General features: G+C 46.3%; 6 protein-coding genes and 1 tRNA gene. 6 read left to right on the top strand and 1 reads right to left on the bottom strand.

Annotated elements, in window-relative coordinates; translation table 11 throughout:
* Window positions 1-671: 671 nt before the first annotated feature.
* Window positions 672-742, bottom strand: a tRNA-Cys gene (locus tag MC7420_RS12830).
* Window positions 743-947: 205 nt separating this feature from the next.
* On the opposite strand from MC7420_RS12830, the gene MC7420_RS12825 reads away from it, so the two are divergent.
* The 6 genes from MC7420_RS12825 to MC7420_RS12800 all read left to right on the top strand — a co-directional run bounded on the left by MC7420_RS12825 (window position 948) and on the right by MC7420_RS12800 (window position 13777).
* Window positions 948-1628, top strand: a complete 681-nt coding sequence (locus tag MC7420_RS12825) for an OB-fold-containig protein (RefSeq protein WP_006100879.1) — start codon at window positions 948-950, stop codon at window positions 1626-1628.
* Between the two features lie 121 nt (window positions 1629-1749).
* Window positions 1750-3807: a flotillin family protein gene (locus tag MC7420_RS12820; RefSeq protein ID WP_006101016.1), complete on the top strand. Its 2058-nt coding sequence runs from the start codon at window positions 1750-1752 to the stop codon at window positions 3805-3807.
* A gap of 403 nt (window positions 3808-4210) precedes the next feature.
* Window positions 4211-5374 carry a GuaB3 family IMP dehydrogenase-related protein gene (locus MC7420_RS12815; RefSeq protein ID WP_006100904.1) on the top strand — a complete coding sequence of 388 codons (1164 nt, stop codon included), beginning with the start codon at window positions 4211-4213 and terminating at the stop codon, window positions 5372-5374.
* Between the two features lie 290 nt (window positions 5375-5664).
* Complete coding sequence (trxA, locus tag MC7420_RS12810; protein WP_044206943.1) at window positions 5665-5988, top strand: thioredoxin; 324 nt, start codon at window positions 5665-5667, stop codon at window positions 5986-5988.
* A 318-nt stretch (window positions 5989-6306) separates the two neighbouring features.
* Window positions 6307-7125: a DUF928 domain-containing protein gene (locus tag MC7420_RS12805; protein ID WP_083799005.1), complete on the top strand. Its 819-nt coding sequence runs from the start codon at window positions 6307-6309 to the stop codon at window positions 7123-7125.
* Window positions 7126-7894: 769 nt separating this feature from the next.
* Window positions 7895-13777 carry a CHAT domain-containing protein gene (locus tag MC7420_RS12800; protein ID WP_157453154.1) on the top strand — a complete coding sequence of 1961 codons (5883 nt, stop codon included), beginning with the start codon at window positions 7895-7897 and terminating at the stop codon, window positions 13775-13777.
* Window positions 13778-13849: the final 72 nt, after the last annotated feature.

Genomic DNA, 13849 nt, shown 5'->3' with positions numbered 1-13849 from the left:
TCTGAGCCTCGACTAAGAACACTCTGAGCCTCGCCGAGGACGCTTTGAGCCTCGACTAAGAACACTCTGAGCCTCGCCCATGACGCTTAGAGCCTCAACTAAGGACACTCTGAGCCTCGCCGAGGACGCTTTGAGCCTCGACTAAGGACACTCTGAGCCTCGCCGAGGACGCTTTGAGCCTCGACTAAGGACACTCTGAGCCTCGCCGAGGACGCTTTGAGCCTTGACTAAGGACACTCTGAGCCTCGCCGAGGACGCTTTGAGCCTCGAACTCGACTCAGGACGACAGATACAGATGCGATCGCACTATACAGGGTGCGTTACATTTCATTAACGCACCCGACAAATAGAGCCTGTGCCGATGTTTAGGCGATCGCAATCGTTGAGACAATTGATACACTAGGAGATGTCACTCTTTGTCCCTTCATAGTTGCCCTGGCGATCTCTCACGCTTGGGTTTTCTCTCTCGATAACAAAGGGTGTTGACCAAGGGATTGAGCAGAAGGCAACCCGATAAGAAGAGGGCAACCCGATCAAATTCAATGGACTGGAGTTGTTAATTGGTGCGGTTCCCCTTCTCCCACCGTGGGGAGAAGGGGTTAGGGGATGAGGGGGAAAATCAACCCGCCCAGTTGCGCGAACACAACAGGGATCACACTTTCCAAAAAAAAAGGCGGCACCCAGATTCGAACTGGGGGTAAAGGCTTTGCAGGCCCCTGCCTTACCACTTGGCGATGCCGCCGTGTAAGAGACGCGCCATGGCGCGTCTCTACAATAAAGGATTATAGCCTATCTCATCCGGATGTGTCTTTTTCGCCAAGAATTCTTTTCGGCGAGCAAAACGTTAAGTATTTTAGAGGGGTGAAGCCATTTTGTCCATTCCTCGCTAGTCTGAGAATATCCGTTAATATAGCGTCACGCTACAGTCGCGATCGCTACCTCGATCCATGCTATTCAACCTGCTTAATCTGCCCTACTGGATTTTCCTGGGGATGGGCATCCTCCTATTTCTGGTTGTCATTGTCTCCGGTGGCGGGGATGATGACTTTGATATCGATGCCGATGCGGATGCTGATGTGGATGCCGATGGCGATTTTGCCATGGGATCAATGTTCAGTTTTCTCGGTGTAGGTAAAGTTCCCCTAATTTTGTTACTCGCCACAGACTGTTGTCTGGTAGGAGCATTCGGCTGGATGATTAATGTGGCGATCGCGAATGTCACGGGTACGATTCCCACAGGTTTATTCGGTGGTGTCGTCGGCGGCGCATCCCTGCTGCTGAGTTTATTCAGTGGTAGCTTAATTTCTCGACCCTTGGGTAAAATATTTGCCGCCTTTGGTGAAGATACCAGTGGCGATCGCTTAATTGGTTGCCAGGGTACTGTCAGTACCACTTCAATTCCCCTGGAAAGCCAAGGCAAAATTGGTCAAGTGGATGTTATCGATCCCAGTGGTAATCTGGTGACGATTAATGCCACCCTTCCTCAATGGGCAAAAGTTATTCCCAATCGCGGTAATTACGTCTTAGTCATTGAACGACAACCAGAAAGCTACCGGGTGATTACTAAAGATAGTTCTGATCAACAGCAATGGTTGTCTAATTCGCCCCAACTTAAGGATTCACCTTAACAGATACATACACAACCCTTGTGTAAGGTTATAGCAAAATGTGATTCTTTTTACACAACCTTTAAATGTGTATGATTCCCAAGCTTTAATAAAACCTATAGAGTATTAATCGCTAACTACCATGTCACAATCATCTACTTCCTCAACGTCCCAGCCTGTCCCAGTATCCTCTACCCTGGCACAACTTCCCAGTGGTATTCTCTTTTTTCCCGGTTTGATTGGCGCACTCATTGTATTGCTTCTCGCCGGCTTATGGTCGTACAAACTGATTTATAAAATCACTCCCAATAACGAAGCATTTGTCAGAACGGGCGGATTGTTCGTCAAAAAGAAATCCGTTATTCTTTATGGCGGTTGTATCGTTTTACCCGGTTTTCATGAACTGACCCGTGTCCCCTTACGGGAAATTTCCATTGATGTGGAACGGACTGGAAATCTAGCCGTGCGGACTCAAGACTACCTGCGGGCAAATATGCGAGCAACCTTTTATGTCTGTATCAATGCCGATCAAGAGGATGTGTTAATCGCTGCTGCCCGACTCTCGAAACAAGGACGAGTTTCTACGGAAGATATTAAAGAAGCCCTAGAAAAACGAGCAGATGATGCAATTCGAGCCGCTGCGAAGAAGAAGAGTTTACCGGAAATTGATTCGGATAAACTTGGATTTGCCGATGAAGTCTTGAATCTGATTCAGCCGGATCTAAAAAAAGTTGGCTTAACCCTGAATAATATCGCCATTTCTGAGATCGAAGAAAGCGATATATACGATACCAATAACTTCTTCGATGCCCAAGGGGTACGCCTGCGAACCGAAACCATTCAACGCTCCATCCAACAAAAACGGGAAGTTGAACTGAGTACCCAGGTAAGAATTGAACAGCAGGAACTTGATGCCGAAAAGCAATCCCTGCGAATCGTCAAAGAAAAAGAAGAAGCGTCACTAGGACAACAACTAGAGGTTGAATCCCTAAAATCCCAGCGACAACGGGAAATTCAAGAAGCCAAAGACCGAGAAGCCGCCACCGTACAACGGACGAAGATTTTACAAGATAAGTCCGTTGAAGAAGAAGAAATTCGCCGCAAACTCTCAGTTCAAGAAAACCAAATTGAAGCTGATATTGCCCTAGAGGAACGGAATAAACAGCTAAAAGTCGCCCAAACCTTGCAAAAACAGGAAGCAGAAATTGCTGAAATTACCCGTCAACAAACCGTCGATTCCTCCCGCCTAGAAGCCCAAGTTCGGGTAGCTGAAGCCGAACGCTTGTCGAAAGTCGCGAAACAGGAAGCCGCGATCGCGATCGCCAATAAAGAACGGGAACGCTTTGTATCAGAAGCCGAACGCGCTGAAGCGGAATCGGGTGTGGTTACGGCTACGGAGATTGAAAAAGCAGAACGGGAAAAACGCCTATCCCTGATTACAGCGGAACAAGAGGCAGAAAAGCGGCGGATTGCTGACCAAAACGTGGTTGAGATTGATGTCTTCCGCCGTCGTCGTCAAGCGGAAATTGCCCGTCAAGCGGCAGAATTAGAAGCCGACTCCATTCGCACCTTAGCCCAAGCGAATCGGGATAAAGCCCTGGCTGAAGCTGAAGGGAAACGGGCAATCATTGAAGCCGAGAATACGTTGAGTGACTCCAAGTTAAGCGCCCAAGTGCTGACCACAATTTGGCCCGGTTTGGTAGACAAACTCCCAGAAATTGCCAAAGCCTTAGCGCCACAACCGGGAATTTTAGGCGATACCCGAATTTTTGCGTTCCCCGGGATGAATGGTAGTAATGGTAATGGTCATGGGAATGGCATGGGTGATATTAACAAACTCTTACTCTCGACCAGTGGCTTATCCTTAATCAACACACTTCTGGATGAAGGGAAGCTGGGAAAATTAATTGGTCAGGTGAGTCAGTTGGTGCGAAATAATCCCAGCCAAAATGGAGGGAATGAAAGCCATAATACCCCAGAGTCCTCAGCCGAACTGGAGACTCAAGCCTTAGTCAAGCGGCAAACACCGCCAGCCCCTCCTCCGTCAAAATCTCCTGGACAACGACAACCCTCGTCCTCAGCAGCGAAACTTGTCGAACCGTCTCAGATTAAGAGTGATGAGGGTTCTACGCCACCCCATCGTGCATCTGGGGCAAAGAGCGATCGCGATCGCGAAGATCCTAGAACTCGTCACAGTTGAGGCAAAGGAGCAGAGGGAGATGGGGGAGCAGAGGGAGCAGAGGGAGCTGGGGGAGCAGAGGGAGCAGAGGGAGCTGGGGGAGCTGGGGAAGCAGAGGGAGCTGGGGAAGTTAACTCAAAACTCTACCTTACCTAAGCTGTTCGGCATTTAAACCTTAATGTCAATAATGGTGAAATCCTTGTAGTGCGTTTAGCGAAGCCATGCCGCAGGCTTTAGCGAAGCCATGCCGAAGGCTTTGCATCTTGCTCGCTACTAATACCCAATTTAAATGCATGACAGCTTATTGCCTATTGCCTATTGCCCATTGCCCATTGCCTGTTCCCTGTTCCCTAACAAATGACAAATGACAAAGAACAAAATTTGATACCCTAGCTTAAATAGTCTTGGGAACGAATAGAGAAGCGTGGATATTCAAATTGGGCGAGGTAAAACAGCTCGCAGAGCTTATGGCATCGATGAAATCGCACTAGTCCCCGGACAACGGACGCTAGACCCTAATTTGGCAGACACCCGTTGGCGTTTGGGGAGCATCGAACGAGAGATTCCGATCATTGCCAGTGCAATGGATGGCGTGATCGATGTGCGAATGGCAGTGATCCTATCTGAGATGGGAGCGCTAGGGGTGCTTAATCTCGAAGGCATTCAAACCCGTTATGCTGACCCTAATCCGATATTAGAGCGAATTACCTCTGTGGGTAAGTCAGAATTCGTTAATCTGATGCAGGAGTTGTATGCTGAACCGATTAAACCGGAATTAATCAGCCAGCGAATTCAGGAAATCAAAGACCAAGGTGGGATTGCGGCGGTGAGTGCGACGCCAGCCGGTGCGATGAAATACGGTGAAATTGTCGCCTCAGCGGGTGCTGATTTATTCTTCATCCAAGCCACTGTGGTGTCCACGGCTCACCTGTCACCAGAGTCAGTCACCCCCCTAGATTTAGCCCAGTTCTGCCAGGATATGCCAATGCCCGTGGTTTTGGGCAATTGTGTCACCTACGAAGTTGCCCTGAACTTAATGAAAGCAGGTGCGGCGGCTGTATTAGTGGGCATTGGTCCGGGTGCCGCTTGTACCTCGCGGGGCGTTCTGGGTGTGGGAGTCCCCCAGGCGACGGCGGTGGCGGATTGTGCGGCTGCCCGTGACGACTATCATCAAGAGACGGGTAATTATGTGCCAGTTATTGCTGATGGTGGGTTAATTACCGGGGGAGATATCTGTAAATGTATTGCTTGCGGCGCAGATGCGGTGATGATTGGCTCTCCTCTGGCTCGTGCCAAAGAAGCCCCAGGAGGCGGGTTTCACTGGGGAATGGCAACCCCTAGCCCGGTTCTGCCCCGAGGAACGCGCATCCAGGTGGGGAGTACAGGAACACTACAAGAAATTCTGATTGGACCTGCCCAACTGGATGATGGCACTCACAATCTTTTAGGTGCGCTGAAAACCAGTATGGGAACCTTGGGCGCTAAGAACTTGAAAGAAATGCAGCAAGTGGAGGTGGTGATTGCGCCATCCTTGTTGACAGAAGGGAAAGTTTACCAGAAAGCGCAGCAGTTGGGAATGGGTAAATAAAATTTTTGGGGTTGACAAACTGCCCCAAACCCCACTGATGTAAGTTAACATAGAGAAAGCGGAGACGCATGTTTCCGTTCACTCCTCACACCACACTCCGCCCGGACTATGTTCGGGCGGTTCCTTTTTGGGGGTTAAGCTCTAATGTCAGGATAGCTTAACATCTTAATCGACTAAATGTGACGATTTATATCGAAATATATACTTTTTTTGCAGGGGAGCGCTCAGTTTTCTCTGTGGTAAAATATCCCAAGACACATAGAAAATAGTACACGCAAGGATTTCCAGGCATGTCAACAGCCGTAGCAGTTACAGACGCCAGTTTTAAGCAAGACGTCCTAGATAGTGACGTTCCCGTTTTAGTAGATTTTTGGGCACCCTGGTGTGGCCCGTGTAGGATGGTCGCACCTGTGGTGGATGAAATCGCACAACAGTACGAAGGTCAGATTAAAGTTGTAAAGCTCAACACTGACGAAAATCCTAATGTAGCCAGTCAGTATGGGATTCGCAGCATTCCGACCTTAATGATTTTTAAAGGAGGACAACGAGTTGATATGGTTGTGGGTGCAGTTCCGAAAACGACGCTAGCAAACACTCTAGAAAAGTATCTCTAATCCCTTCCCTAATCAGTTAAGCCTTAAGCCGAATCGGGTTAAGGCTAGTTAGGCTTGCAGGCGCGAGGAGTCGCTACAGCTACAAAAAGCCTGTAAGCTCTCGATTAGGTTGGCAAACATAACCCAAAAGCTAGAAAAGTGGTGAAAAGCGGGGTAAATTGCCAATCTTGAAATCATTATAAAATCAGCAAGTTGGCAACTTGAGTTTATGTCTAGTCCCCAAACCAATATAATTACCTGTTTTTCTATCGTAAATCCGGATTAAGACACTGCCACTTGTACTATGTAAGTGTCTAAATCTATAGACTTTACTAAGTCATGAGTAGGATACCTATATCGCCTCCACCCATCAAACGGGTTGTGGCGATCGCATCAGTCGTGGTAGGTTGTCTGGTTAGTCCGATTCCGACTTACTCTCAACCGACCAACTCAGCGAGTAATACTCCCTCGCTGCAAGATATGCTTGAGTTTAATCTGGATCTATCGGGTCGGGGAAGCCCCCGTTCCGGTAATCGTACAGGTGGCGCGAGTCGTAGTCTCTGTGGGGGAAGTCAATCTGGAGAATCTTTGTTCGCCCTGATTCCCGATACCAATGTGGGATTAACGGTAGAGGAACATCCCACCTTCTGGTTCTATATTCCTGATGGCGCGAATACATTCGACTCAATGAAATTTGCCCTCTGGAGTGATCAGGGTGAGAAAGTGTACGAAACCACCTATCCTGTGACGAACGCCCTACCCGGTGTGATTAGTATTTCTTTACCGCCAACCCTACCCGCGCTAAAGGAAAACCAATACTACAACTGGATTTTTACCGTTTACTGTGAAGATCCCCAAGCAGCGATTGTTCGCACTGATCCCAAACGAGTCCGAGTTAGAGGTTCCATCCAACGTGTTCCTTTAACGGCTGAACTCCAACAAGGATTGAATCGGGCGTTGACTCCCCGCGATCGCGCCGTTGTTTTAGCCCAAAATGGGATTTGGTTTGACCCTCTCACCCTGATCGGCAATCTTCGCCGTACTCAGACCGCCAATTACGCCCTGGCGGTGGATTGGAGTAACTTGTTAGAGGATATTGAACTCGACGCGATCGCATCCAAACCCATTACTGAATGCTGTAGTGCTTTGGCTCAGTGATCCCCCCATTGGCATAGTGGTTCTCAATTGAGAATTATCAATCACCCTGTTCTCTAACGAAGGTTGCTTGTCTTCCATCGTTGCCAAAAACCCCTATCTCTACTGGATGTTCCTAATTCCACGTTAAACACGAGATATCAGCGACTTGATTCGAGCCTGTAAGACCCGCTGTAAGACCCCGCTACACTATCTCGTTCGATCAGTCCCTCATTTTTGCACTTTGGCTGTTCTCGTGTACTAGAAACAGCTTATCGCCCCTAATTTTAATTCGATAGCCGCTTGACCCTTAAAACAGTGTGCTATAAAGAAGTAGATTGGATATTTTCTCAAGTACTAGGTGGTGTATCACTAAATACTGTGCTTTCTTGTCCAATGGTTTAGTATTTTGTTGTCATTGGAGAATATAGGTTGGTGGCTAACCATAATTGAGTCATTTCGGCAAAGGGATTCCGGCTTCTGAATTTCTTTGATAGGTATGTACTGAACTTATGCCTAGGTTAACCATAGCTAAAACCAATAACAGATAGCTTAACCCTGGAAAGGGGAGTGATATCATCCAGATTGATTATTCAGATACTTTCGACGACAATTCAACCGCAATAGTTTTGGTGTCTCTTTAAAATTCAACGTATCATTTGATAGCTGAGTAATCGTATTGGGATTCGGTGCGGCTTCTAATTTGGACTTGCCTTATTTAGGGTTGAGTAAAATTCTGTCTGTCAAGTCCTATACATCAGTTCTATTTATTCCACGGAGTTTTGTAGCCCCTATGATTAATTCTGCAATGAAAGGAGCAATTCTGCTGTTGGCTACTTTACCTTTTTTGGGTGTTACCAGTATACAGCCGACTCAGGCGACTTCAATCCCTCTCAAGGTGGATAAAGCAGACGTACCGATTGTTCCTCAGTTTAACCCCAGCTCTCTATTGACAAACACTTCAGTTACTCAGGTATACTCACCCAATACTTTTGCTAAAGATTCTATTGTAACCAAGGAAGCCACACGGATCAACCCCCCAAGTCTAATCATGGCTCAGTCCGTTACCGGGGCAGGTGATGAGGTAGGGACAATGGTTGAGCAAGACGGTAACCAATTTAACATCGACGGTGGCATCTTTTCCGGAGATGGGGAAAATCTATTTCACAGTTTCCAATACTTTGGTCTTTCCGCTGGTGAAATTGCCAACTTTTTGTCTAATCCTGAAATTCGCAATATCTTGGGGCGGGTAGTTAGTGGGGAAGCTTCAATTATTAATGGTTTGATTCAAGTTACCGGGGGCAACTCAAATTTATTTTTAATGAATCCGGCGGGGATTGTATTTGGGGCGAATGCCAGTTTAAATGTTCCCGCGTCGTTTACAGCTACAACCGCGACAGGAATTGGTTTTGCGGGAGATCAGTGGTTCAATGTCTTTAGTGAAAATAACTATCAGACGTTAATCGGTAATCCCAATCAGTTTGCCTTTGATTTAGCTCAACCTGCAACCCTAATTAATGCTGGCAATCTAGCCGTATCAGAAGGACATAATTTAACCCTACTGGCAGGAAATACGATTAATACCGGGCAACTGACTGCACCGGGCGGCACCATTACAATGGCGGCTGTACCGGAATCCAATCGGGTGCGGATCAGTCAACCGGGACAATTATTAAGTTTAGAAATCGTACCGCAAACCAATGTCAATGGAGAAATAGAGCCGATTGATCCCTTAGATTTACCAACACTGCTGACGGGTACAGATGAAAGTGTGGACACGGGATTAACAGTTACAGATACAGGTCAAGTACAGCTTCAGGAGTCTGGGATTACTGTATCGGCAGAAGCCGGGGTTGCGATCGCCTCTGGCACTTTGGATGTGTCTCATGAGTCTCCCGGCGTTGATTCCCAGTCGGTGAATGTATTTGGCAACAAAGTTGGTGTATTTGATGCCACCATTAACGCTTCTGGGATGTATGGTGGGGGAACAGTACGACTTGGCGGCGACTATCAAGGTCAAGGAAGTGGGTTTAATGCGTCTCAAACCCTAGTTAGTGAAAACTCTGTAATTACGGCTGATGCTGGAGTCCAGGGAACAGGCGGTGAGGTGTTTGTTTGGGCAGATGAGGTGACGGGCTTTTATGGAACCATTAGCGCCCGTGGGGGAACGGAAGCAGGAGATGGGGGATTTATCGAGGTTTCTGGTCAGGAATTATTGATTTTTACGGGTTATGCTGATGCAGGAGCATTGAATGGTCAACCTGGTACATTATTACTTGATCCTAAAAATATCACGATTGGGGATACTAATGCTCCATTAACCGAACTTTTTAATCCGAATAACCCCACAAATAATCAATTTGGATATTCGGTAGCGGCAGTTGGATCAGATATCTTAGTGGGTGATCCTGGAGATGATACGCAGGGAAACAATTCAGGTGCTGCTTATTTATTTGATGGTAACGATGGCAGGTTATTGTATGGCTTTTTAAATCCCGATTCGGATGATCCAGCGGGAGACCAATTTGGTTTTTCTGTCGCTGGAGTAGGATCAAACGTGCTAATTGGCGCTCCTGGAGATGATATAGGAGGAGAATCGAATGTCGGCTCTGCCTACTTATTTACTCCAGAAGGAGATCAGTGGCAATACTTGTCTTTGTCTAATCCTACTCCCCAAGCTGAAGATCAGTTTGGCTTTTCAGTTGCTGGGGTAGGGTCAAATCTTCTAATTGGCGCTCCAGGAGATGATCACAACGGAAAAACCGATGCAGGTGCTGCTTATTTATTCGATAGCAGTAACGGTAGTTTACTAAAAGACTTTTTCAGTTCCAATTCTGACAATGATGGTCAATTTGGCTATTCGGTAGCTGGCGTGGAAAACCATGTTTTGGTGGGAGCGCCTGGAGAAAGGGTTACTATCAACAACGAGACAAAAACGGCAGGTGCCGCCTATCTATTTAAGGATAGTGATCCTAACAATGGGCAACGTTTGATTAGTCCCAATCCGACAGATAGCGGACGGTTTGGTTATTCAGTCGCCGCGATGGGATCGCAAATACTGGTGGGCGCTCCTAGTGATAATCTAGGACAAGGAGTTCAAGGTGCCGCCTATTGGTTTAATCAAAATGGCGAGTTGCAAAACACCTTTTCAAGTCCCAATTCTAATAATGATCAATTTGGTACTTCAGTCGCAGCAGTAGAATCAGCAGAGTCCGCCCTAGGGTTTAACGTTGTCGTCAGCACCCCCGGAGAAAATGCTGTTTATTTATATGAACCCCTGCTCGATGCTGACACTGGACGTTTGTGGCAAACCTTTCCCAAGCCCCCAGAGTCACCCACCGATTTTGGTAATGCGGTTGCTGGGGTAGAAAGAAACGTGGTAGTGGGAGCGCCAGGAGATATGAATGAGCAAGGGAATGCTTATGTGTTTGGCTCCAGCTTCGAGTTTAATGATAATCGTGACCAATCTGTGACAATTGATGTCGCCACGATTACCAATATTACTAACACGGGAACCGAGATAGAGTTTCAGGCAAATAATGACATCACTGTAAATGAGTCAATTATCACTGACAATCAAAACGGAACTGGAGGATCACTGAAATTAAGAGCAGGTCGCAGTATTTTTGTCAATGCTGATATCACTACAGATAATGGCAATTTAATCTTAATTGCCAATGATAGCGAAGCGATTCAAGACTATCGTGATCCTGGCGACGCTTTGATAGAAATAGCTGATGGCTTCACACTGGATGCGGGGAATGGTGATATATATCTTCAACTCGATCCAGGAGAAGCAAGGGGAGATATTAATGTTTTCGGTAAGATTATTACTCAGACAGGAGATCTGATTGTAGAACATAATAATTCCACAGGTGGAAACGTCAATCTTGGAGAAACGGCAACGATTAACGTTGGCGGAAATGTGGATATTACAACCGCTGGCGCAAATATTTTAACCAGTGGTAATGTCTCGACGGCGAACGGTAAGATTAATTTCGCTAGTCAAGGGGGCGATGTAGAAATTCAGAGTGGTGGTAATGTCTCTACCAATACTGGTGAGATTAATTTCGCTAGTCAAGGGGGCGATATAGAAATTCAGAATGGGGGTAATGTTTCTACTAATGGGGGTGAAATTCGTTTCAACAGTCAGGGTGGAACTATTGAAGTTGATCCGGCGTTTAGTTTGACGGGTGAAACGTTCTTGTCTACAGGTGCTGGAACGGGAGATATCCTGTTTAATAATCGTCTCGATGGGACGCAAAATCTCACACTGACGACGGGAACGGGTAATGTAATCTTTGAGGGACAAGTCGGTAGCGATACACCTCTGGGAAATCTGACTATTGCTAGTGCGAGGAATGTAACGGCAAAAGACGCGATCGCAGCCACTAGCTTTACGCATCAATCAGGAACTGGCATAGTTAATTTGAGTGATTTACAACTATTCAATGGAGATTTAGAACTCAACACCAGTGATGGCTTGATAGTAGGCAATATTACCGCAACTGAAGGCAATGTTGAATTAAGCTCAACGAACAATATCACTGTAGAAAATATTGCAACGTCTGGTGGAACAATTAATCTCACCAGTGAAGCAGGAACCATCACTAGCGGTAACTTGAATTCCGGCGGTGGTAGTGTAGACGCAACGGCTAGTAATGATCTAAACACCGAAAATATCACAACCTCTGGTGGCACAATTAACCTCACCAGTCAAGCAGGAAACGCCACGAGTAGTGACTTAGATTCTGGTGGTAGTGATGTAAATGTTACTGCCAATAGGAACTTAACTACAGAAGATATCACAACGTCTGGCGGCACAATTAATCTCACCAGTCAAGCCGAAGCAATTAATACGGGTAATTTGAATTCTTCTGCCGCCACGGGTGGCGATATTATCGTCAATGCGAAGATTAGTATTACCACTGAAGCCATCAATTCTAGCGGCACTGAAGGCGATGGCGGCAACGTTATTCTCGATCCTTTGGAAGATATTACCGTCAATTCTATTAATGCCCAAGGCGGAAGCAATGGTCAAGGTGGTGATGTTGACATCACGACACAACAATTCTTTCAGGCAACAGGAAGCTTTACCGATCAAAATGGCATAGACGCTAGTATTTCTACGACTGGTGGTAACGGTGGTGGCGATATTACCATTCGTCATGATGGTGGCGCACAGGAGGTGATTGAGCCTTTTGTTGTCGGTAATGGCAATACGAATGGTACGGCACAAGCCATTACCAGTGGAGAGTTTACGATTGCACCTGTTCAGTCATTTCCGGGAAGTTATACGCTCGGTAATATCCGGATTATTACAACTGACCAGACGTCTAATCCACCCGCTAACCCACCAACTTCTTTTAATGGAAATCTGAACAACTTAAAAAAAGATTTTCAAGACCCCCTAGACCCTCTTGATCAGCCTAATGCCTTGGATCAAGAGCCAATTATCAATGCTGATGTTTACAAAATAGAGCGCTACTTTACCCAGGCATTTGAGAAACAACTGGGAATGGAGGCAGAAAAAATCCTCACCTTGGATGAAATCCGCAATCGCTTGCGTAGCATTGAAGTGGCAACTGGGGTCAAACCTGCTGTAATTTATGGGGTTTTTGTACCGAGTAGCACTAAATCCGAAATGGAATTAGAACTGATGCTGGTAACAGCAGATCGGGATGTAATTAGTAAGCGAGTATCCGGGGCTAAACAGTCTGATGTCCTGAGTACAGGACAGAATTTTCGCCAGGAAATTATTGATGGTGGGTTTGGATATTTAGATGGAGCAAAACAACTGTATCAATGGCTAGTGGCACCCTTGGAAACAGAATTGCAAGAAACAGGAATTGAGAATTTAGTCTTTATTCTTGATGAAGGGTTGCGCTCATTACCCATAGCCGCTATCCATGATGGAAATGACTTTATTGTGCGGCGATATAGTGTGAGTTTGATGCCCAGTGTGAGTCTCACAGATACCCGTTATGCCAATATTAAAACGATGCCTGTTTTGGCAATGGGTGCTTCAGATTTTCCCGATAATCCTCTTCTGGAACAATTACCAGCAGCGGCGGCTGAGGTATCGATTCTGACCAATACCTTATGGCGTGGTCAAGCCTTTATCAATGAGAATTTTACCGTTAACAATCTCAAGGCACAACGAGAAGAAAAACCCTTTGGCATTATTCACCTGGCTACCCATGCAGAATTTGAACCGGGCGCACCTAGTAATTCTTATATTCAGTTATGGGATACTAAGGTAGGAATAGACGAAGTTCGTAGTTTAGGCTGGCATGATCCGGCTGTAGAATTAGTGGTATTGAGTGCTTGTCGTACTGCCTTAGGTGATCCGAGTGCTGAACTGGGGTTTGCCGGATTTGCGGCTAAAGCGGGAGTTAAATCAGTATTAGCCAGTTTATGGTACATCGAGGATTGGGGAACGTTGCCAATGATGGCAGAGTTTTACAATAATCTGGATGATGCACCGATTAAAGCGGAAGCATGGCGACGGGCGCAAATGGCAATGATTGAAGGAAAGGTTAAGTATGCAGACAATCAATTAATCTTATCGGATAAAGCCATTACTTTGCCCATTGCTGATGCTAACCCTGGTAATCCTGACTTATCTCATCCCTATTACTGGTCAGCATTTAGTATTGTTGGTAATCCGTGGTAAAAGGTAGAGGTGCGGAGGAGAAGAGGTGAATTTTTCAATTAACAAATAGAACAATGACATTTATCGGAAAAA

Source organism: Coleofasciculus chthonoplastes PCC 7420, assembly GCF_000155555.1.
Taxonomy (GTDB): Bacteria; Cyanobacteriota; Cyanobacteriia; order Cyanobacteriales; family Coleofasciculaceae; genus Coleofasciculus; species Coleofasciculus chthonoplastes_A.
This window is presented reverse-complemented; position numbering and strand designations above follow the sequence as displayed.

Bases quoted from the DNA above. Each gene is read 5' to 3' on its own strand.
- trxA (WP_044206943.1), top strand. From the start codon at position 5,665: ATGTCAACAGCCGTAGCAGTTACAGACGCCAGTTTTAAGCAAGACGTC.
- MC7420_RS12800 (WP_157453154.1), top strand. From the start codon at position 7,895: ATGATTAATTCTGCAATGAAAGGAGCAATTCTGCTGTTGGCTACTTTA.
- MC7420_RS12825 (WP_006100879.1), top strand. From the start codon at position 948: ATGCTATTCAACCTGCTTAATCTGCCCTACTGGATTTTCCTGGGGATG.
- MC7420_RS12805 (WP_083799005.1), top strand. From the start codon at position 6,307: ATGAGTAGGATACCTATATCGCCTCCACCCATCAAACGGGTTGTGGCG.
- MC7420_RS12820 (WP_006101016.1), top strand. From the start codon at position 1,750: ATGTCACAATCATCTACTTCCTCAACGTCCCAGCCTGTCCCAGTATCC.